Origin of the sequence: Lepagella muris (genome assembly GCF_004793975.1) — a bacterium.
Taxonomy (GTDB): Bacteria; Bacteroidota; Bacteroidia; order Bacteroidales; family Muribaculaceae; genus Lepagella; species Lepagella muris.
In genome coordinates, this window is sequence record NZ_SRYB01000025.1 from 13,741 (window position 1) to 36,625 (window position 22,885).

At 47.4% G+C, this 22,885-nt stretch carries 15 protein-coding genes; 9 read left to right on the plus strand and 6 right to left on the minus strand.

The window, feature by feature from the left end:
* Positions 1 to 28 precede the first annotated feature (28 nt).
* Positions 29 to 1,969: a glycoside hydrolase family 97 protein gene (locus E5331_RS14515; RefSeq protein WP_123480974.1), complete on the minus strand. Its 1,941-nt coding sequence runs from the start codon at positions 1,967 to 1,969 to the stop codon at positions 29 to 31.
* 380 nt (positions 1,970 to 2,349) lie between these two features.
* Between E5331_RS14515 and E5331_RS14520 the strand changes: the two genes are divergently transcribed.
* Positions 2,350 to 4,908 carry a glycoside hydrolase family 31 protein gene (locus E5331_RS14520; protein ID WP_168355251.1) on the plus strand — a complete coding sequence of 853 codons (2,559 nt, stop codon included), beginning with the start codon at positions 2,350 to 2,352 and terminating at the stop codon, positions 4,906 to 4,908.
* A gap of 6 nt (positions 4,909 to 4,914) precedes the next feature.
* Here the strand turns inward: E5331_RS14520 and E5331_RS14525 are convergent, their stop codons facing one another.
* Entirely contained in the window at positions 4,915 to 6,384 is a 1,470-nt protein-coding gene (locus E5331_RS14525; protein ID WP_123480973.1) for a TrkH family potassium uptake protein, read from the minus strand.
* A gap of 17 nt (positions 6,385 to 6,401) precedes the next feature.
* On the minus strand, positions 6,402 to 7,757 hold the full coding sequence (trkA, locus tag E5331_RS14530; protein WP_123480972.1) for a Trk system potassium transporter TrkA: 1,356 nt from the start codon (positions 7,755 to 7,757) through the stop codon (positions 6,402 to 6,404).
* Here trkA and E5331_RS21000 point away from each other — a divergent pair.
* The 4 genes from E5331_RS21000 (at position 7,653) to E5331_RS14545 (ending at position 15,523) form a co-directional block, all read left to right on the plus strand.
* The gene (locus tag E5331_RS21000) at positions 7,653 to 7,949 is read left to right on the plus strand and encodes a hypothetical protein (RefSeq protein WP_420813827.1); all 297 of its coding nucleotides are present in this window, start codon (positions 7,653 to 7,655) and stop codon (positions 7,947 to 7,949) included. The genes trkA and E5331_RS21000 overlap by 105 nt on opposite strands.
* A gap of 74 nt (positions 7,950 to 8,023) precedes the next feature.
* The gene (locus E5331_RS14535) at positions 8,024 to 9,406 is read left to right on the plus strand and encodes a sugar porter family MFS transporter (RefSeq protein ID WP_123480971.1); all 1,383 of its coding nucleotides are present in this window, start codon (positions 8,024 to 8,026) and stop codon (positions 9,404 to 9,406) included.
* 31 nt (positions 9,407 to 9,437) lie between these two features.
* Positions 9,438 to 12,722 carry a DUF5107 domain-containing protein gene (locus E5331_RS14540; protein ID WP_123480970.1) on the plus strand — a complete coding sequence of 1,095 codons (3,285 nt, stop codon included), beginning with the start codon at positions 9,438 to 9,440 and terminating at the stop codon, positions 12,720 to 12,722.
* Positions 12,719 to 15,523 carry a glycoside hydrolase family 2 protein gene (locus E5331_RS14545; RefSeq protein ID WP_123480969.1) on the plus strand — a complete coding sequence of 935 codons (2,805 nt, stop codon included), beginning with the start codon at positions 12,719 to 12,721 and terminating at the stop codon, positions 15,521 to 15,523. The genes E5331_RS14540 and E5331_RS14545 overlap by 4 nt, the downstream gene beginning before the upstream one ends.
* A 71-nt stretch (positions 15,524 to 15,594) precedes the next feature.
* On the opposite strand, the gene E5331_RS14550 is transcribed toward E5331_RS14545, so the two are convergent.
* Complete coding sequence (locus E5331_RS14550) at positions 15,595 to 16,476, minus strand: AraC family transcriptional regulator (RefSeq protein WP_123481196.1); 882 nt, start codon at positions 16,474 to 16,476, stop codon at positions 15,595 to 15,597.
* A gap of 246 nt (positions 16,477 to 16,722) precedes the next feature.
* On the opposite strand from E5331_RS14550, the gene E5331_RS14555 reads away from it, so the two are divergent.
* The 4 genes from E5331_RS14555 (at position 16,723) to E5331_RS14570 (ending at position 20,483) form a co-directional block, all read left to right on the plus strand.
* On the plus strand, positions 16,723 to 17,946 hold the full coding sequence (locus E5331_RS14555; RefSeq protein WP_123480968.1) for an ATP-binding protein: 1,224 nt from the start codon (positions 16,723 to 16,725) through the stop codon (positions 17,944 to 17,946).
* A gap of 133 nt (positions 17,947 to 18,079) precedes the next feature.
* The gene (locus E5331_RS14560; RefSeq protein ID WP_135985572.1) at positions 18,080 to 18,262 is read left to right on the plus strand and encodes a hypothetical protein; all 183 of its coding nucleotides are present in this window, start codon (positions 18,080 to 18,082) and stop codon (positions 18,260 to 18,262) included.
* A gap of 5 nt (positions 18,263 to 18,267) precedes the next feature.
* Positions 18,268 to 19,335, plus strand: a complete 1,068-nt coding sequence (locus E5331_RS14565) for an aldose epimerase family protein (RefSeq protein WP_123480967.1) — start codon at positions 18,268 to 18,270, stop codon at positions 19,333 to 19,335.
* A gap of 77 nt (positions 19,336 to 19,412) precedes the next feature.
* The gene (locus tag E5331_RS14570; protein WP_123481195.1) at positions 19,413 to 20,483 is read left to right on the plus strand and encodes a metallophosphoesterase; all 1,071 of its coding nucleotides are present in this window, start codon (positions 19,413 to 19,415) and stop codon (positions 20,481 to 20,483) included.
* A gap of 101 nt (positions 20,484 to 20,584) precedes the next feature.
* Here the strand turns inward: E5331_RS14570 and E5331_RS14575 are convergent, their stop codons facing one another.
* Together E5331_RS14575 and E5331_RS14580 are read right to left on the minus strand one after the other, a co-directional pair.
* On the minus strand, positions 20,585 to 22,243 hold the full coding sequence (locus E5331_RS14575; protein WP_123480966.1) for an AMP-binding protein: 1,659 nt from the start codon (positions 22,241 to 22,243) through the stop codon (positions 20,585 to 20,587).
* Positions 22,244 to 22,257: 14 nt separating this feature from the next.
* On the minus strand, positions 22,258 to 22,812 hold the full coding sequence (locus tag E5331_RS14580; RefSeq protein ID WP_123480965.1) for a helix-turn-helix domain-containing protein: 555 nt from the start codon (positions 22,810 to 22,812) through the stop codon (positions 22,258 to 22,260).
* Between the last annotated feature and the right edge of the window lie 73 nt (positions 22,813 to 22,885).

The window sequence follows — 22,885 nt, forward strand, 5'->3', positions numbered from 1 at the left end:
TAGGTTAAAAATTGGTTAATATTGGTTATCAGCGTATGACGGCGGCATAGCCTCCGCCGGAATACATATTTATGGTCAGGATATCGCCGGCTTTCACGTCTTTTGTGCGGCGCGCGAAGTCGTTTGCATCACGATCGACGTTTACACCATCTTCCCATGCTGTCAGCGTCTTGTTCCCTTCAATGAAATCAAGGGGGATATCAAAGGATTTACCCTCTTTGCCACACATGCCTCCGATATACCAGGTATCGCCACTGCGTCGGGCTATCACGGTATATTCTCCGATCTTAGCTTGTATCACCTTTGTCTCATCCCACACCACCGGCACTTGAGATAGAAATTCCATACATTCCGGTTCGCGATAATATTTTGTCGGAGAGTCGGCAAGCATCTGCAATGGACTTTCATAGACCACATACATCCCCAATTGATGACAACGTGTGCCGATAGAGGCGGGATGATTATAGTCTACCTTATGACTCTTCTCATGAAGGTTTGTCATTGAACCGGGAGTGTAGTCCATCGGACCCGCCACCATTCGGGTGAAGGGTAGTATTAGATTATGCTGTGGTGTCACCTTGCTGCTCCATTTGTGATTCTCCAGACCTGCGACACCTTCAGAAGTGAGCACATTCGGGAAAGTCCTGAGCCATCCCGTAGGTTTATAGGCACCATGGAAATCCACGAGTAGCTTATGGGCTGCCGCCTTTCGTGCCACATCATAATAGAAATCCACCATTGCCTGATCATCACGATTCATGAAGTCCATCTTGATACCCTTGATTCCCCATTTCTCAAATTGAGCGAGAGCCTTATCAAGCTGCTTGCTGAAAGGAGCCCATGATACCCAAAGGATAAGGTCTACACCCTTTTCCTTACCGTATGCCACGAGACGCGGTATGTCGATATCCGGTATTGTCTTGGTAACATCCCATTCCTCCGACCATCCATCGTCGATTACCACATATTCCAGACCATATTTCGATGCAAAGTCAATGAAATATTCGTAGGTTTCATTATTGATGCCGCTCTTGAAGTCAACGCCTGTCACCATAAGGTCGTTATACCAGTCCCATGCGATCTTCCCCGGTTTTACCCAAGAATAATCACCTTTACTTTCAGGAGCGAGCTTATATATGAGTTGGTTGGTGATGAGATTGGCATCGTTGTCGGCTACTATGACGGCACGCCAAGGGAAACTTCGGCGTCCTGTGGTGCGTGCTATATAGTTTGCGCGTTTTGATGGGAAAATCTGGCGTCCCGGAGTTGCTTTCTCTTCCAACGCCACGTTGGCAAACATCCCCGCAAATTCCCGTTCACTCTGTTTTCGCAGGAACATTCCCGGATAGCTATCAAGATCAGACTCGCTTATGAACACCCTTATATTGTCATCCCCTTTCATGAGAAGAGGGGTGCAGCAATACTGGTCGGTCTTTATTTCTGAAAGTTTTAGAGGGGTAAACGTAGGTTGCTGTGCAGTCAGCAGGCTTTTCACTTCGGGGAATAGTGTCTCATAGTAGCCTGCCAACCGGAAAGTGGCTTCCTCGTCAAGCACATTGATTGAATCTTTGAACTGGGTGTTGAAGCGGTAGCCGAATCCATCATCGTATACCCTGAACTCAAGCGACCAATCCCCGGCGTGAAGCTCCATACTATTATATTCATCCTTGATATCTGCGCTTTTTTGGCGAATAACCGGATGTAGGATATCATTGGCAGACTTGCGTGTCACTTTCTTTACGTTGGCATTGTGTCCTATCACCTTTCCGTTGGAACATGTCATGGAGATTGGAGAGGGCTCAATGATTTGTTTGTTGCCATATTCTACTTCGTATGTCGTGACTTTGCCGCAATTCACAGTCACGGAAAGGCGGTTGTCGGGAGAACTGACTCTCCATTCCTTGGCGTTTGACGTGAACGTTGTCATGAAAGAGAAGCAGAGCAATACAGATAAGGGATATCTTTTCATGATAGTTTTGTTTGGTAGGTTATACTTTCCCTCGGAGAGAGATGATGGTTTGATTTTCGATATCGCAAAATTAGTAATTGGAGTGCCTAAGAGATGGCTTAGACGTACAAATCATTGATGTTATCGTACATTGTATGCGCCCGTATGTCCATTCTTTTGATGAAATAATACATTTTTAAGTATTAATATATTTATTAACAGGGATATATGATTTAAATTTCAAAAAGGGGAGAATCACTCAAAAAAACGCCTGCATATTATGTCAGATTAAAAAATAATATCTAAATTTACACATGATTATCTGTCTGCACCCCTTGAAGTATTGCCTTTTAGGGGAATGTGGAGGACTGAGACGGAAATTTCCAAATACTATATATCCCATGAAGAATTACGGAATGAAGAAGATTTTCACAGCATGTCTCACCGTCTTATCGGTGTTTTCTCTGTCAGCCACGACACCGCAGACAGATGGAATTGTCTATAAGGACAAGACGAAACGTTTTACGGTAGTGTCCGACGGGCTTGTCAGGATGGAATATGCGCCCGACGGAAAATTCAACGATGCCCCCAGTTTTATAGGCTACAACAGGTCGTATCCAAAGACTGACGCCAAGGTGACAGACGACGGGAAGAACGTGACGATAACCACGTCGAAACTTACCCTTAATTACAAGAAGTGCAACAGCCCCTTCTCGGCAGATAACCTCACTATAGTATCGGCTGAGGGTGTCAAGCCTTTTGAGTGGAAGCCGGGCACTCCACAGAAGATGAATCTGGAGGGCACCACACGCACGCTCGACTGGTGGAACGGTGATGAATTGCAGTGGGAAAACAGAGAGGGGGAATGGTGCACACGTCCGGGCAAACTTGATCCGGGTGTACTCGCCCGTGACGGTTGGACTCTTATTGACGATTCACGCGGCTTCCTGCTGGATGATGATCCGGTGATTCCCTGGGTAAAGAAGCGCAAGTCAAAGAAAGGTGCACAGGATTTCTATTTCATCGGCTACGGTTCCGACTATAAGGGTGCGCTTAAGGACTTCACTACGCTTTCCGGGAAGATACCTATTCTTCCCCGTTATGCTTTCGGCTACTGGTGGTCGAGATGGTGGGCTTATTCCGAGCATGAGGTACGTCAGCTGATCGACAATTTCAAATCGTATGACATACCTGTGGAGGTGCTGGTCATTGACATGGACTGGCATTACACTGACGCCGAACATGGAGGCTGGACCGGCTGGACCTGGAACCGCCGCCTGTTCCCCGAGCCGGAGAAATTCCTCAACTATCTGCGTGACCGCAACCTGAAGGTGACGCTCAACTTGCATCCTGCCTCCGGCATCAAGAAGTTTGAGCAGGCATATCCTCAGATTGCACGCGAGAATGGCGTGGATCCTAAGACGGAAAAGGATATTCCGTGGGTATCGTCTGACCGCACGTTTATCAACAGCGTCTTTGACCATATCCTCGACCCCATGACGAAAGAGGGCGTCAGCTTCTGGTGGCTTGACTGGCAGCAGAGTCTATATGATTCGAAAATGGATTCCCTAAGCAACACATGGTGGCTTAACCATACGTTCTTCAACAAGATGAAGAATACGAGCGATGCCCGCCCGATTATCTTCCACCGTTGGGGCGGTCTGGGCAACCACCGTTATCAGCTTGGTTTCTCCGGCGACAGCTACACCACATGGAAGACCTTGGAATACATGCCCTATTTTACGAGCACGGCTTCCAACGTTGGTTACGGATATTGGGGACACGACATAGGTGGCTTCCGTGCCCTTCCCGGCGACTCCATCATAGACCTGGAACTCTACACCCGTTTCTTCCAATTCGGTGCATATTCTCCCGTGATGCGCACCCATTCCGACAAGAAGGTTCATCTTAATAAGGAGCCGTGGAATTTCGACAGGGAGACGCTTAATCTGATAAGGGATGCCGTCAAGCTGCGCTACCGCAACGTGCCATATATCTATTCCATGGCTCGCAAGACGTATGACGACGGTGTGTCGATCTGCCGTCCGATGTATTATGAATATCCCGAGACAGAGGAGGCATACGATTACAAGGGGCAGTATTATTTCGGCGACAACATGATAGTTGCGCCTGTGGTCTCTCCGGCTGTCGATGGCTATTCCAAGATAAAGGTATGGCTTCCGGAGGGGAAATGGTATGAGGAGTCGTCAGGCACGCTTCTGGATGGCAACAGGGTCTATGAACGCACCATGGCGATGGATGAATATCCCGTCTATATCAAGGCAGGGTCGGTGATTCCTCATCATGCGGCATCTGTCGATAATCTGCGGTCAAATTCCGCTCCTCTCTCAATCAGTGTATATCCCGGCGGAGACGGCGAGTTTGACCTGTATGAGGATTTCGGCGACGACGATAACTATGCCGATAATTTCGCGGTCACAAAGATACGCTCGCATCGTGAGGGGAACACCCTTGACATCACTTTCGAACCCAGAAAGGGCTCTTATCGTGAGATGCCCTCCAAAAGGGATGTTGACGTGAAGATTCATGCCACATTGCAGCCGGAGAAAGTGACGGTAGATGGTATGCCTGTGGAATACACCTATTCTCCGGAGGAGTTGGCAGTGGTGGTTGATCTTGGTGACTATGACTGCGCCAAAGGGAAGAGGATAAACATGGTCTTCCCGGAGAATGCTGACGAGGCTGACGGCACTATAGGAAGCATGCACCGTTTTGTCAAGGCATTCGGGAAGTTGAAGGATAAATATGCCGAACTTGAGGTCAATGAGGATTTCGGCACCATGAGCGTGATATATGAGATGCTCGAATATTATCCGACAGAGAGCAGAGAGCGTCTTTTCACATTCCGCGACAAATTTTCGCGACTCAAGGATATAGTTGCCGGTCAGCCTATGCCGGAGAGTGCGCGCAAATGGTTTGTGAAGGCGGTAGGGCTCTGAGTGCGCTTATCCTCGCCAGAAGCGTGGGATGAAAAGCACGATTATCGTGAATATCTCAAGTCGTCCGGCAAGCATTACCCCCGACATAAGCCATTTCACCAAATCCGGAAACACACTGAAGGAACCTTCGCTACCGGTGATTCCATATCCTAGTCCGTTGTTGCTAAGGCATGACAATACAGCGAATGCGGAATCAAAAACCGGGAATCCATACATTGTTGTGATTACTGTTGTCGCGAGCCACAGAAAAAGGTAACATGCAAGGAAGGCGAAGATCTTTATCAATATGCCGTCGCTGAGATACGTGCCGTTGACGTGTATGGCATTCATTCTGTTGGGATAAAGTATGCGTCGGCTCTCGTTGCGTGCGTTCTTGCAAATGACAAGCAGTCTGTCAGTTTTCAGACCACCCGACGTGGAGCCGGCACATGCTCCGATCCCCATCAGCAACGTAAGGACCGCTACCACCGAAGGTCGCATTATCTCATACGGCATTGATGATACGCCCGTACTCGTAAAAGCGGATACCGTCTGACACAGAGGGTCGATGAGAAGATTTCTCAAGCTTCGTGGCTCTCCGCTAATCAACAGAGACAGCAATGTGATCATGTAGGAGACTCCCAGAATCATGCAATAGCATCTGAAGACATCGTTGCCGGTGAGGCTCTTACGGTCTCCTCTTGCCACCCTGTAAAGAATTATGAAGTTGATCCCGCTCACAAACATAAAGATTGTCATAGTTCCGTTTATATACGCGCTGTCCCAATAATCCAGACCTGCCGAGTGAGGACTGAAGCCGCCTGTGGATACGCAACTCATGGATGTGCATACGCTGTCAAAAAGATCCATCGGTCCTGCCCAGAGGGCGAGAATACATAGAATGGTTATCATTGAGTATACCATCCAAAGGGTCTTTGCCGTATGCCCGATGCGTGGATGTATCTTGTCGTGGGTTATGCCGGTGGTCTCTGTGTTGAACATCCATATCCCGTCGGTCTTGTTTAGGGCGGGGAGAAGGGCGAGAGTGAAGAGGATAATGCCGAGTCCGCCGAACCATTGTATCTCACTGCGCCAGAATAGCACCCCTTTTGAGCAACGGTCAACATCGGCAATCACAGTCGCGCCGGTAGTGGTGAACCCCGACATTGTCTCAAAAAAGGCGTCAGCCACACCGAGAGAGCATGTCGGCGACCAGATAAGGGGCAACATGCCGAATGCTGAGAATAGTACCCAGCATAATCCTGTGAGCAGATATGATTCCCGACGGGTCACGTCGGTGTTGAACCCGCTGCCGGGCTGTGCGAGAAGCAGACCCGGCACCATGCAGCATCCTATTGCTGCCAAAAACACCTTATAGTCGTTCTCTCCGTATGATATGCTTACCAATGTGGGGAGAATAAGCATGGCTGCCTCCAGGAGAAGCATCCATCCCATCACCCGGCACACTGTGCGATAGTTGATGACTTTCGTTTTCATGTCGGTCAATATTACTATTATTTCTTTTGGAAAGGAGACTTACCGAAAAGACGGTCCACCTCCTTGAAATGCCCGTTGCGGCACACTGCCACCACATGATCGCCGGGCATCAATATCGTGTCGCCGTCAACGAGGTAGCCTTTACTGCCGCGAATCACTCCGGCGATTGTGAGATGTCGGGATATATGCACGTCACGCACACGTTCTCCGGCTACCTTCGCCCCTTCTCTCACCACAATCTCCATCACTCCGGCAGATTCAAGCGACATAAGGCGGGGGGCCTCCACATCGTTGTTGAGTATCAGCCGCATTATATGGGATGAGGTGACGAGTTTCTTGTTGATAACCTTGTCGATATTCAGACTCTCTCCCTCGGCGATGTATTGGGTGTCTTCAATCTCGGCTATCACGGTTCCCACCCCAAATTCACGAGCAATCATACAGCTTACTATGTTTGTCTCATCGCTACCGGAAAAAGCAAGGAAAGCATCCATCGATGGCAGATCCTCCTCCCTCAGCACGTCAAGATTACGGAAACTTGCGTTGACCACAGTCACGTCTGGCAGAATCTCCGTGATTTTCCGGCATAGCTCCCTGTCTGGCTCTATTATGACCACGTCGTAGTCTTTCATGAGCCTTGCCGCAACAATGCGGGCAAACTTGTCGCCTCCGGCAATCATGACCCGGCGGATACGTTTCTGGACTGTCCCGCATAATGCAGGTAGAGTATTGAGATTTTCAGGAGTTGCCACGAGATATATGGTGTCTCCCTCAAGCAGGGTGTCGGAGCCGCGAGGAATTATGAGATCCCAACCGCGCTTGATTGCTGCCACGTGGAATGTGCGTTCCGTATTGGCAAGGTCGCGTAGCGTAAGCCCGACGAGAGGGGAGTTGCCCTTTAGCCTGACCGCCACCACGGTAAGCAGACCTCCATGAAGTTCGAATCTGTTCTTTGTCCAATTGTTTCTCAACGACACAAGCACCTCATGGGCGGCGAGAAGTTCGGGGAAGACCATAGTGCCGATTCCCGACGTTTCAAGAAACTCCCGGCTCGGCGAACGCATTAGTTCCTCCTCGTCGATACGCGCCACAGTGGAGCGTGCGCCGCATAGCTTCGCCAGTTGGCAGGCGGTGATATTGAGAGGAGTCCTCTTATTGACTGCGATAAACAGGTCGGAGTCTGCGACTCCGGCTTTTTTGAGATCCTTCACCGAGAGAGGATTCCCGGAAGTAGTGAGTATGTTATAGCGGGCATCGAGATTATTCAGATGCTCGTCGTTATTACCCATCAGTATGATATCTTGGTTTTCAGAAGAGAGAAGCTTGGCGAGATACGTTCCGGATTCACCATCTCCCGATATGAATATCTTCATTATTTCACAAGTTATTTTTTAAGTTTACTTAGCAGCTTCGCTACAATATCCATTAGATATAACAATTCTTACACTATTTTTGCAATTTCAAAAACGTCTTTATCGTGCAATTCTGAAGAAATCTATCTCTCCGTGATATTTTACATCATTTACAAGTTAAAATCTATTTGCCGAGGCATCGATAGGTTGTAATTTTGCAAAGTGAAAATGAAGTTTGACCGACTTCATAAGTTGAATGATAAGTAGAACAAAAAAATATCATTACCATGAATCGATATAACTACAGATTAGTCTATTTCATTTGTATGGTCTCGGCGTTGGGAGGCCTTTTGTTCGGTTACGACTGGGTCGTGATTGGCGGTGCAAAGCCGTTTTATGAACTATATTTCGGAATCAGCGATAATCCTGCGATGCAAGGTTGGGCGATGAGTTCGGCGATATTGGGATGTCTGGCAGGCGCAGTTTCTGCCGGAATGCTTGCCGACCGTTACGGGCGCAAGCCATTGCTCACATTGTCGGCAATCATCTTTTTCATCTCGGCGGTTGCTACCGGAGCGTTTAATGACTTCTCATTGTTCATCATTGCCCGTCTTGTGGGTGGCATTGCCATTGGCATAGCGTCGGCATTATCGCCTATGTATATAGCGGAGGCAGCCCCGACCCACGTGAGAGGCAAATTGGTGACGCTAAATCAGATGACAATTGTATTCGGTATCCTTGGTGCGCAGATTGTCAATATGCTTCTCGCCGATCCGATACCGGACGGAATGACATCACAGGAGATGATGACGACGTGGAACGTGCAGTCCGGTTGGCGTTGGATGTTCTGGGCAGAGGCATTCCCTTCAGTTCTGTTTGTAGTCCTCACATTCTTCATACCGGAGAGTCCGCGTTGGCTTACGATGGTGGGACGTGTGGAGGCTGCTGAGATCGTATATTTCAAGATAGGGGGCAAGGATTATGCAAAAGAGGCGGTTGTCGCCATACAGAATGCGGAAAAGCGAGGGAATGCCGGACTATCAACATTGTTTAGCCGACCGTATGTGCCGGTGCTTGTGCTGGGAGTGATCATAGCCGTATTCCAGCAGTGGTGTGGCACCAACGTGATATTCAATTATGCACAGGAGATATTCGCATCGGCAGGTTATCCACTTGGTGATATGCTCTTTAATATCGTGGTTACAGGTATTGCCAACGTGGTTTTTACATTTGTGGCGATTTTCACGGTGGAGAAACTCGGACGTCGCAAGCTGATGCTAATGGGTGCGTTGGGACTCGCGCTGATTTACATGATTCTCGGCACATGCTACTATTTCCAAGTCAGCGGCATATTGATGGTGATATGTGTGGTGGCTGCTATAGCCTGCTATGCCATGACTCTCGGACCCATCACATGGGTGCTTCTTGCGGAGCTTTTCCCCGATAAGGTGAGAGCGATTGCGATGGCGGTATGCACCTTTGCTCTTTGGACCGGTTGTTTCACGCTGACATATTCCTTCCCGATACTTAATTCATGGCTCGGAAGCTATGGCACGTTCTGGCTGTATGCCGCGATCTGCTTGTCGGGTTACATCTATTTCCTGAAGGTGTTGCCAGAGACAAAAGGTAAGTCACTGGAAGAGCTTGAAAATGAATTGATAAAGAAGTGAAAATTAAAAATCATATAAAGATACAGATATTATGGTAAAAGCATGGAGAGAGAAGGTGATGATACCTACTTACCTTCCCGGAGAACCGGAAAAGAATCCAATATTTCTTGAAAAACGTGTATATCAGGGTTCAAGCGGAGTTGTCTATCCATATCCGGTAATAGAGTCAATCTCCAATGAGAAAACTGACGTTGAATATGATGCGATATGGATTGAGAATGAGTATATAAAGGTGATGATATTGCCTCAGCTCGGAGGTCGTGTGCAGATGGCATACGATAAGATTAAGGAGCGTCATTTCATATATTACAACCACGTCATCAAGCCAGCCCTCGTAGGGCTGGCTGGGCCATGGATTTCCGGCGGCATAGAGTTCAACTGGCCTCAGCATCATCGTCCGTCGACGTATATGCCCGTTGATTCCAAGATAGAGGAGAATGCCGACGGCTCAGTGACGGTTTGGGTCAACGAGCGAGAGCGCATGTTCTCGCAGAAGGGTATGGCTGGTTTCACCCTTCGTCCCGGCAAGGCATATCTTGAAATAAAGGGTGTGCTCTATAATCCTACTCCGATGCCCCAGACCTTCCTTTGGTGGGCAAACCCGGCAGTGGCTGTCAATGACGACTATCAGAGCGTTTTCCCGGCAGATGTCAATGCCGTGTTCGACCATGGTAAACGTGCTGTAAGCTCGTTCCCGATTGCCACAGGCACTTACTACAAGATGGATTATTCCGCTGGCGTGGACATCTCCAACTATAAGAATATCAAGGTGCCGACCTCTTATATGGCGGTCAATTCAAAATATAACTTTGAGGGTGGGTATGAGAATGACACACGTGCCGGAATGTTGCACGTCGCAAACCATCATGTATCACCCGGAAAGAAACAGTGGACTTGGGGTAACGGTGACTTCGGTCAGGCTTGGGACCGCAACCTTACCGATGAGGATGGTCCGTATATCGAGCTTATGGCAGGTGTCTACACAGAGAATCAGCCTGACTTCACTTGGCTCATGCCTTTTGAGGAGAAATCATTCACCCAGTATTTCCTACCGTATCGCGAACTCGGCATAGTGAAGAACGCATCCAAGGATCTTCTCATGAATATAGACCGTGCCGGAGAGGGTAAGGTGCGTCTGAAGGTGTTCGCCACTTCAGAGCAGGATGTGGTCATCACTCTTTACAATGGCGAGGAGAGTCTGTATTCAGAGACTTTAACCATGTCGCCTGTGATGGTCTACGACAAGGAGATTACGTCCGGAGATGCAGAATGGAGCAATCTGAGAGTTGTCATATCCGATGCCAAGGGTAAGGAACTTCTCGTGTGGGAGCCGGAACCGGATGAAATCCGTCCTATACCCGATGCGGCAGAGGCGGCACTCCGTCCGGAAGAGATAAAGACTGTGGAGCAATTGTATCTTACCGGTCTGCATCTCGAACAGTATCGTCATGCCACATTCAATCCGGTGGATTATTATGAGGAGGGTCTCCGTCGTGACCCCATCGACGTGAGATGCAACAATGCACTCGGATTGTGGTATATCCGCAAGGGACGTTTCGACAAGGGGGAGAAGTATCTGCGCACGGCTGTCAAGGTGCTTATGAAGCGAAATCCCAACCCGTATGATGGTGAACCTCTGTTTAATCTCGGTCTTGCATTGAAACTTCAAGGTAAGACGGATGAGGCTTACGACCGTTTCTATAAGTCTACATGGAATGGCGGTTGGCAGGATGCCGGCTATATGGCGTGTGCACAGATCTCAAACGGTCAGGGGCGTCTTGAGGATGCTCTTTATGAGGTTGACCGTTCGCTTATCCGCAACTGGCATAACCACAAGGCACGTGCCCTGAAGACTCATATCCTTATGCTCATGGGGAAGAAAGAGGAGGCTGAGAAGTTTGCGGCCGAATCGCTTGCAATAGATCCGTTCAACTTCGGATGTCTCTATGAACTCGGTAAGTATGCGGAGATGCGAGAGATGATGCGCAAGGATGCTAATGATTATGACCAGCTTGCACTCGACTATTGTGCGGCGGGAGCATATACCGATGCAGCCAAGATATGGGGTATGGCGATAGAGGAGACCGCCGTGACTCCGATGACCCGCTATTATATGGCGTGGAGCCTTCATGAGTCAGGCAATATAGTTGAGGCAGAGGCTATGTATAAGGAGGCTGTGACAATCTCACCTGAGTATTGCTTCCCCACCCGTATAGAGGCTATCCTTGCGCTCAACGTGGCTATGAAGTATAATCCGTCGGATGCACGTGCTCCATATTATCTTGGTAATCTATACTACGACAAACGTCAGTATGATCTTGCCATAGCATTGTGGACAAAATCGTCTGAACTTGACCCGACATTCCCCACCGTATGGAGAAACCTTGCTTTGGCGGCATATAATAAATTGAACGATAAGGATAAGGCTCTTGAAATGATGGTGCGTGCGTTTGAACTTGACCGGACTGATGCCCGTGTGCTGATGGAGCTTGACCAGCTTTATAAGCGTCTCGGTCGCAGCCATGCCGACCGTCTTGCATTCTTGGAGAAATATCCGTCGCTTGTCAGCCGCAGGGATGACCTCCTTTTGGAGCAGATTACACTTCTTAATTTCACCGGAGATTTTGATAAGGCTAAGACTCTTCTTGATGCCCACACGTTCCATCCGTGGGAGGGTGGTGAAGGCAAGGTTCCTGCACAGTATCAGTTCAGCCGTGTGGAGATGGCGAAGAGACTTATCGCTAATCCTACGAAGGAGAATCTTGCGGAGGCAATCCGTCTGCTTGAGGAATGTCTGGTCTATCCCCACAATCTTGGAGAGGGTAAGCTGCACGGAGCATTAGAGAATGATTTCATGTATCTGTTGGGTAAGGCTCACGAGCTTAACGGCGACAAGGATAAGGCTATGGAGTGCTGGAAAGCCGGCATGATAGCACCGGAGGAACCGACAGCAGCTCTCTACTACAATGACGCAGCTCCCGATAAACTCTTCTATGCCGGATTGTGCTGCATGGCTACCGGAAATTATGATAAGGCTAAAGGACGTTTCAATCGCTTGGTGGTATATGGAGAGAACCATATCTTTGAGGATCAGAAACCTGATTACTTCGCGGTGTCATTACCGGATCTTCTTGTGTGGGACGGCGATCTCAATGAGACAAACAGAGTGCATTGCCTCTATATGATGGCACTCGGTCATTTCGGTCTTGGCAATTATGACAAGGCAGAGAAATTCCTGACCGAAGCGGAGAGAATCAACCCCAATCATGTAGGCATACTCTCATCCCGTTCATTCTTTAATCTATCGGAAAAATGAGAAGGAATATAATAATTGGTATTCTATCTGTATTAATTTCAGGACTATGGTTTATGGCATGTGGTGCCATTGACCATAATCCATTACAGATAGATTTGTCGGGAGAATGGCGATTCAGAATTGATTCTCTTGACAGAGGTATATCGGAAAACTGGTCGGCATCATTGTTGGATGATGTTGTCACCTTGCCGGGCACAATGGATACGAATGGTAAGGGCGACTCTTGCCGATTGGATGCGAGGCTTGAAAAAACACAATTGCTGCATCTCACAAGAAAATATTCTTATGTAGGGCCGGCATGGTATCAGCGGGATGTGGAGATAACTGAAGAGATGGCAAATAGACCGCTTTCGTTGGAATTGGGACGAGTGTTATGGCAGAGCCGTCTGTGGATTGACGGGGAGGAGGTTGACACTGCTCAGGAGAGTCTGACAACTCCGCATCGTTTTTCTATACCGGCATTGACGAAAGGGAAGCATACGCTCACCCTGCGTATTGACAATTCAAAACGTTACGACATATCTGTGAATGATTTGGCACACGCCTATACCAACAACACGCAGGTGATGTGGAACGGTGTCTTGGGCAATATGACCTTGACAGCACTCCCGGATATAAGCATAGACCAAATGGCAGTCTATGCCACAGACCCGGAAAAACCGTTGTTGTCAAAGTTGGAACTGTATAATCACACTTCTGATACTGTCACTACAGAGATTAATCTGAATGTTGGCAAAGTGAAGACTCGTGAGAAAGTCATGTTACTTCCTGGATTGAATAATGTTGAGATTAGTATGGATTGTAGCGGAGCTGGTTTTAAGGCATGGTATGAGTTCTCTCCGGCAGTCTATAATATGGTTGCAAGTGTCATTTCATCCGGAGCACAGAAGAGTGTGGATTTTGGTTTCCGGGAAGTTAGTTCCGAGGGTACAGATATTTTGGTAAATAATAAGCCTGTGTTTCTGCGAGGCACGCTTGAATGTTGCATTTTCCCACTTACCGGCACGCCTCCTACAGATGAGGCGGGTTGGGAGAAAGTGTTTTCCACAGCGAAAGAATACGGATTGAATCATCTCCGTTTCCATTCGTGGTGTCCGCCTGAAGCGGCATTCAAGGTGGCAGACAAGAAGGGTTTCTATCTTCAGGTGGAGCTGCCTCAATGGTCGCTGACTGTTGGTCAGGATTCCCTTACGACAAACTATATCTATAAGGAATATGACCGTATCATAAGAGAGTATGGCAGTCATCCGTCGTTTGTGATGATGACTTGTGGGAATGAGTTACAGCCGGATTTCGACACTTTGAACGGCATTGTGGAATATATGCGAAAGACCGATCCCCGTCACTTGTATGCTGCATCGTCATTTACGTTTGAGAAAGGGCATGGGGCTTATCCCGAACCTCATGACCAGTTCTTTATCACTCAATGGACAAACGATGGCTGGGTGCGTGGTCAGGGTGTGTTTGACAGCGAATCACCGAGATTTGATAAGAATTTTGATGAAGGGGTGAAGAACATAACAGTGCCGTTGGTCACTCATGAGATAGGTCAATATTCCGTCTATCCCAATCTTTCTGAAATAGATAAATATACCGGCACCCTTATGCCCTTGAATTTCATGGCAGTCAAGAAAGATATGGAGTCAAAAGGATTGATTGGAGAGGCATCTGATTGGACTCATGCGTCAGGAAAACTTGCTGCAATACTTTATAAAGAGGAGATTGAACGTGCCATGAAGACAAAGGCTATAAGCGGATTCCAATTGCTTGACTTGCACGATTTCCCCGGACAGGGAACGGCATTAGTGGGTCTGCTTGATGCGTTCTGGGATTCGAAAGGGGTGATAGAGCCTGAGGAATTTCGTCAGTTCTGCTCTCCTGTGGTGCCATTGGCATATTTCGGCACCCCGATATACAGAAGCGGCGACGTGTTTAATGCCGATATAAGTATCGCCAATTATTCCGGAGAGAATATAGATGAAGCCAAGGTGAAATGGCAATTGTCGGATACGGAGGGTAAGATATTCGCCTCCGGGTATCTGCCTGATAAGAATCTTATTAATGGAGAGAATACCAACGTAGGTAAGGTTTCAACAGAAGTCAAGACAGGTCGTGCCGATAAATTAATATTTGATGTGAGTGTGGATGGCACGTTAGCTCACAATACTTGGTCGATATGGGTATATCCGGAGATAAAGGCATCAGATATTGAAAATCTGATGAGCCAAATAGTTGTTACCGATAACCTTGCTAAGGCTTTAGAGAGTCTTGAAAAGGGGGAGAAGGTGCTATTCTCACCTGATTATGCCACCATACGAGGACTGGAGGGTAAATTTGTGCCGGTGTTCTGGAGTCCGGTTCATTTCCCGAATCAGGCTGGTACAATGGGACTTCTCTGTGACCCGAATCATCAGGCTTTGAAGTCATTCCCGACAGAGATGCACAGCAATTGGCAATGGTGGGATTTGTTGAAACATTCCACTACCGTTGACATAGATTCCATTCCCGGAGCCATGCCAATAATCAAACAGGTGGATAATTTTGTCAATAATCGACGGTTGGCTTCCATATTTGAGGCTAATTGCGGTAAAGGGAAACTGATATTCAGCAGTATTGATTTGCTTGGGCATAATTCAGATGCAACTGCTCCGGAACGCCGTCAGTTACTTTACAGTCTGTTGCAATATATGACATCCCCTTCCTTCAATCCGTCGGGATCGGTAGATGTGTCAAGTTTGTCTGGAATCTTGAAGAGTAACGGCAAATATGTTTCGACATCCGCCACATCAATCTATGATTGATAATGAAACTTATACAACATAAATAGGTAAAGGTATTTGATGGTTTAAGTGTGAAGAACGCGTGGCAAGGGTTAACCCTTGTCACGCGATTTATATTCAGAAGGGGAGATCTTCATTACTTTTGTGAAAGTCTTTGAGAAATGGTACTGGTCGTAATAGCCGAGCATTTGGGCGATTTCCTTTATCTTTAGATCGGAGAAGTCAAGATATCGGCACGCCGCCTGTATCTTCAGGTTGTGGAAATAGTTGATCGGTGTGAATCCTGTACGCTTTGAGAATATAAGACCGAAATGAGATGGTGAGTAATTCACATGGGAGGCAATCTCTTCAAGTGACAGGATTTTATTTATTGAACTCTTCATGAATGAAATTGCCTTCTCAATCACGTCAGTGCTGTCGTCATGAGTTATCAGCCGGAACTGTGGGATATACGCCAACGAACCGATGAAATGCCATAACACCATGGAAGAATACCGAAGGTTTTCGATGTTATAATCTCGCCAAAGGTTGATGAATATCTCTTCAAACATCTGGTTTCTTGCATCAAATCTTGAATCAGAAGTTTCAGGAATGGTATGTGTCTGATTATACATATCGTTGAGGAGATCAGCCATCTCCCCGGTGAAGTGCATCCAGAAGATACTCCAGGGATTAGTGTCGGATGCGGCATATATATGAGGCGTTCCGGCAGATATTACAAAGAATTGATTTCTGCCTACCGTGCAACGTTTGCCGTTGACCATATACCAACCTTCGCCATCCTTGCAATATATCAGTATATTCTGATTGGATCCATCCTTACGAGAACGGTAATGCCCTGCTGCATGAGGATAGAATCCGATATCCGTGATATATAGCAATCGGGTCAGCTTGTCGGAAGCCAAAATCTTAAGAATGTCATTTGGAATGACAATCACCTTCTGATTATCAAACCCATCACTTTTCCGTTCCATCTGCATGAGTATTTACAAGAAGTTTTGCAAAGATAAATAAAATTCAGGAATATTTACAAAGAAAAACTCAACAACTACGGTCACTATGACGGTTTAGAGTGAGTTTTGCAAGTTGAGGAAAATTTCGATTATACACTGAAAGAATTGCTAAAATATCCAAAACTTTACGGATATGGTCTAAACTTTTGGATTTATTCTTGTTTCTTTCGGTTATAGAATGTAACTTTGTGCAGAATTATTTTTAATATGATTATGAAAATTATTGACCGTCCGATTTACATCAACAGAATCATCAGGCAGCTTAACCGTGGCATGATGCTTGTTCTGGTTGGACAAAGACGAGTAGGGAAAAGTTTTATACTTAGAAGCCTTTCAAATTGGTTGAGCCAAAACAAGCCCAAATCCAATGTGCTGTTTATAGATAAGGATTTTAACAGTTTTAATTTCATCAAAACATCTGATGATCTTTATGCCCATGCTGTCGAAAATTTGCCTCTCGGAGAAGAGAATTACCTTCTTATTGATGAGGTTCAGGATATTGATGGCTATGAAACTGCGCTGAGAAGCCTTTATGCAGAAGACCGTTGTCAGATAATTGCAACCGGAAGCAATGCCTATATGTTTTCTTCGGAGATTGCTACCAAATTTTCCGGAAGATATATCGAGATAAACATTCGAAGTCTCGGATACGAAGAATTCTTGAGGTTCCACAACCTTTCTGACGGTCATGAAGCGTTGCTTAAATATATCAGTTTCGGAGGAATGCCAGGTCTGGCGAATTATCAGTTTGATGATGTGCCGGAGATAAAAGCATACTTGCAGGGGGTCTACAACACGATAGTCCTTAAAGACATCGTAGCCCGTGAACAAATCCGCAATATTAAATTTTTGGAAAACCTGATTCTCTTTCTTGCAGATAATGTAGGACAGCTTGTCTCGGTCAACAGCATAGTGAAATATCTCAAATCGCAAGGTTCCAAGGTGACCAATGATGTAGCAACAAAGTATATTAAGTCCATATCCAATGCGCTCATTATTAATCAGCTCTCCAGATATGACATACATGGTAAGCGTATTTTCGAGCTGATTGAGAAATATTACTTCTGCGACCATGGTCTTCGCAACTGTATCATCAACGAGATGCCTAATGTTTTTGGCAGCATTGAAAAAATCATTGAGAACATTGTACGCAACCATCTTCTCATTCAAGAATTTGATATATATGTAGGAGTTATCCCCTCCGGAGAGATTGACTTTGTTGCAAAGAAAGGCGACAAGACAATTTATATTCAAGTTGCCTACAAACTCTCCACAGAGGAGACTATCAAACGTGAGTTCGGAAACCTTCGGGCAATCAAAGACGACTTCCCGAAGTATGTCGTTACAATGGAAGATATCGTTGGACCCGTTAAAGAGTATCCGGGAATCATCCACATACATTTACGTGATTTCCTCAAGACTGTCTACTGAATTGCAGTGACGTATTAGTGTATGGGAGCTGTCGTCTAAAGATGCTTTCCCAAGCAATAATGGAAGGGCGATATATATTATCGATCAAAATAGGAATGGAAGCACCACTCGTTTCAGTCGTTTTGTGTAGAATGTGGTAAGGTCTATTTTGCCCGGAAGAGAGCGACGCATACACGTAGACACTACATTGCCACGTTCTGAATTTGAAAAGCAATTGAAAATAGTGTCAATGGGTGATGCTTATGCCGGAGCCTCGGTCACGTCGAAAGATGGGATGGGTGGTAATGGTGAGTTCCGTCCGTTGGGAGGAGATTAAATCGAATGAAAGAGAATGGTATCAGTATCGCGACGTTTGATTGCGTGATAGGGAAAATAACTTATCTGACGCTCCGGAACCAATCCGGGGCGTCGGTCACATTGTCGTCAGTCGGTGCGGGCATAGTGTCGGTAATTGTGCCGGATTGTAATGGTAATCTGGCGGATGTGGTGCTCGGATATGGTAATCCGGCGGATTATATCGGAGATGGACCGTGTGCGGGAAAGATTCCCGGAAGGTATGCCAATCGTATATCGAACGGCGAATTTATGATTGACGGGGAGACGTATCATCTGGCGCAGAATGATTATCCTAATGCTTTACATGGCGGTCCGTCTGGTTTTCATAACCGGATATGGGATGTGGAGATTATTGATGACCGTCGGGTGCGTTTCACCCTCTTGTCGGAGGATGGGGATGAGGGTTATCCGGGGAATCTGTCGGTTAGTGCCACTTATGTATGGACCGATGGTAATATGCTTGAATTGCATCTGGAGGCAGTGACCGACAAGCCGACGGTGGGCAATCTCACCAATCATGCGTATTTCAATCTTGACGGGGAGGATGCCGGTTCGGTGCTGGGTCATGAGTTATGGCTCAATGCGTCGAGATACCTGCCTACCGATTCCGCGTTCATACCCACAGGTGAACTGGCGGATGTGGTGTCAACTCCGATGGATTTCACATCCCCGAAGAGACTGGGGATGGATATTGAGGCGGATTTCCCGGATCTTATATATGGGAGGGGTTACAACACTTGTTGGATCGTTGATAATTGGCAACCGGGGAGGTTGCAGAAAGTGGCTGTGCTTGATTCGGAGCGTTCGGGTCGGCGACTCACAGTTTTTTCCACGCAACCTGGAGTGCAGGTCTATACCGGCGGATGGCTTAAAGGGAGTCCGGAAAGCATATCCGGAGGGGAATATGACAAAGGGTCAGGAGTGGCGATAGAATGTCAGGGTTTCCCTGATGCGCCCAACCGACCTTCGTTCCCCTCGCAATTGCTGCGACCCGGAGAAAGATACTGTCAACAGATATTCTTCAGTTTCTCGACAAGGGAATTAAGGAAATAATGAAGTTAGATACCACTTATATACAATTTCAATGAATAATAATGCTTAAATTTGTGAAAAATATAAGATTTAAGGTTATGAAAAGATTTCTTGCAAGTGTAAGTGTTATTCTGTCGGTATTTACGGCAATGGGACAGGATCGCGCCGACCGTCAGCAGCTGGATGATCCGGCTTCGTTTTCCATGATTCTTCTCGGCGACCCACAGGGGTATATCAAGTATGATATCAACCAACCATTGTTTGAACTCCAGACGGCATGGATAGCGGATAACGTGGATAATCTCAATATCAAGGCTGTGCTTTGCACCGGTGATCTCGTAGAGCAGAACGATAATCTCGTCCGCAACCGCAGGATGCTTAATCAGACGTCGAGGGAGATGTGGGAGAACGTGTCGCGATCGTTTGAGCGTCTTGACAACAAGGTGCCATATATCATATCGGCAGGTAATCATGATTATGGCTACCGTCATTCCGAGAATGGGAATACAAAGTTCCCTGAATATTTCCCGATAGAACGCAACAAGGCATGGTATGATTGCGCGGTGGAAGTGTATCCTAATCGGAGCGGGGTTGAGTCGCTGGAGAATGCGGCATTTGAGTTTGAGTCGCCGGAATGGGGCAAGTTGCTTGTGGTATGCAATGAGTTCGCACCGCGTGATGAGGTGCTTGGTTGGACGGCACGCCTGATAGATAGCGACAGATTCCGGAATCATAAGGTGATCTACATCACCCATTCTTTGCTTGCCGAGCGCACGGCTGAATGGACGGATAATGAGCCGTATGACATTACTCCGCGCAACTGGGGTAAGCAGGTGTGGGAGAAACTTCTGAAGCCATCGAAAAATATTGTGTTGGCGTTGTGTGGACACATGGGTGATACCGGTAGTTTTGAGAACTCGGTGGCGTATCGTGTCGATAAAAATTCAATAGGGAGGAATCTGCATCAGATGATGTTTAACGTCCAGACTCTTGGCGGCGGCTGGGAAGGGAATGGCGGCGACGGTTGGCTCCGTATCCTTGAATTTAAGCCAGATGGAAAGACGATAGGGGTGAAGACATATTCACCACTGTTTGGTATATCCCCGTCAACACGTCATCTGGCACACCGCACGGAGAGTTTCGACCAGTTTGAGATGGTCATAGAGTAAACCTTTTGTGTTACATATTTAATCCCGTCTTGGTGTACCGGATGGTCAATCCAAGACGGGATTATTGTATATGATGAATTTTTTATCGGGTGTATTTACGGCTATTTCTTGTCGCGAATCTCTACGCGACGGATTTTGCCGCTTATGGTCTTTGGAAGTTCATCCACAAATTCAACCACGCGGGGATATTTATAGGGTGCAGTCGTGCGCTTCACATGATTCTGTATCTCCTTGATGAGAGCCTCCTTGTCGTCAACGGCACGCTGACGATAGTCAGGTGCGAGTACGATTGTAGCCTTCACCACCTGTCCGCGTATCTCATCGGGTACACCGGTTATGGCACATTCCACCACAGCGGGATGAGTCATCAGCGCACTCTCCACCTCGAAGGGACCGATACGGTAGCCGGACGACTTTATCACATCATCCTTTCTGCCTACAAACCAGTAATAGCCATCCTCATCGCGCCAAGCCACGTCGCCCGTTTGGTAGATGCCATCATGATGAGCCTTAAGGGTCAGTTCCGGGTCATGAAGATATTCCTTGAAAAGACCTAACGGACGGTGCCCGTCGGTATGTATGATTATCTCTCCATGCTCACCATCCTCCGCCTGTCTGCCGTCGGGGGTTACAAGGTCGATTTCATACTCCGGACCCTTCTTCCCCATAGAACCCGGCTTTGGTTCCAGCCAAGGGTATGTGGCGATTGTGAGTGTGGTCTCTGTCTGACCGAATCCCTCCATGAGCTTGATTCCGGTAAGTTTCAGCCATTCTTCATATACGCTTGGGTTAAGAGCCTCTCCGGCTATTGTGCAGTATTTAAGGGTTGAGAGGTCGAATTTCGACAGATCCTCACGTATAAGGAAACGGAATACGGTCGGTGGTGCGCAGAAAGAGGTTATGCCATAGTTGTGGATCATGTGGAGCACATCCACCGGCTCAAACTTCTCAAAGTCGTAGACAAACACGTTGGCACCTGCAATCCATTGTCCGTATAGCTTTCCCCATACCGCCTTACCCCAGCCGGTGTCAGCGAGAGTGAGGTGCAGACTGTCCTCATGCAGATTGTGCCAGAAGGATGCCGTTATTATGTGTCCGAGCGGATACGTGAAATCATGTGCCACCATCTTAGGCTCGCCGGTGGTGCCGGAGGTGAAATACAGTAGCGATACATCGTCGTTGGCATTAGGATTCTCCGGACGCACGAAAGGCTTCGCCTTTTCGATCTCCTTGTTGAAATCATACCAACCCTCGGGAATCACAGGACCGGTGGAAATCAGAGCGTGAAGTGACGGACATTCCGGCAGGGCATCGTTGATATGCGATGTCACTACAGGATCGCCGGAGGCTACGATAGCCTTTATCCCTGCCATGCGGCAACGGTAGATGATGTCTTTCTTAGTCAGCAGATGGGTGGCGGGTATGACGGTGGCACCCAATTTATGAAGGGCGATGATGGAGAACCAGAACTGGTAGTGGCGTTTCAGGATGAGCATCACCATATCCCCTTTGCCGATACCGAGCGATTGGAAAAACGAGGCGGTCTTATCGCTCTCGCGTTTTATGTCGGCAAAGGAGAATTGAATCTTCTCCCCTTTGTCGTTGGTCCACAGTAGGGCTGGTTTGTCAGGTTCCCTTTCCGCCCATGCGTCTACCACATCGTATGCAAAGTTGAAATTTTCGGGTACATTTACATGGAAATTCTCCATGAAATCCTCATAACTCTCAAATTCGGTTTTATCAAGAAAACGATCGAGCATAATAAAGAAATTAATTAGGATATGACTGCAAGCAGGCGCACTTTGCTGCCATCGAGGGCACGCAGACCGTGCGGTTTTCTTGCGTCAAACATTATTGCGTCTCCGGGGTTGAGAATATTGAGTTTTCCGGCAACGGAGATTTCAAGTTTACCTTCCACGACGAAATTGAATTCCTGTCCTTCGTGGGTGTTGAGGGTGAGGTGAGCATCAGCGGGAGCCGGCTCGACAGTCACCATGAATGGTGCCATCACTCGATGCTGGAATCCTGCGGCGAGGTCCATATAACTGTATGCACCGGTGCGTTCGGCTTTCTCCCCCTTACCGGCACGTGTGATGTAATACGAGTTCATACGTGGTTCGTTGCCAAACATTATTGCCGACATCTCCACGCCGTATGTGGAAGAGAGCCGGTGGATGAAGCTCACGGGAATATCGCGCATCCCGCTCTCATACTCGGCAAGGAGTTCTTCCGATATGTCGCATTGGCTTGCCATATCGGCAGTAGTCAGCTCAAGGGCATCGCGCAGACCGCGCAGGCGTTCAGCTATCTGTAGAATTATGTCCATGATGAAAATTATTTAGATAGCGCAAAGATATGAAACTTTTCCGATGTAGGTCGGATGATTGACCGAAAATTGTCGT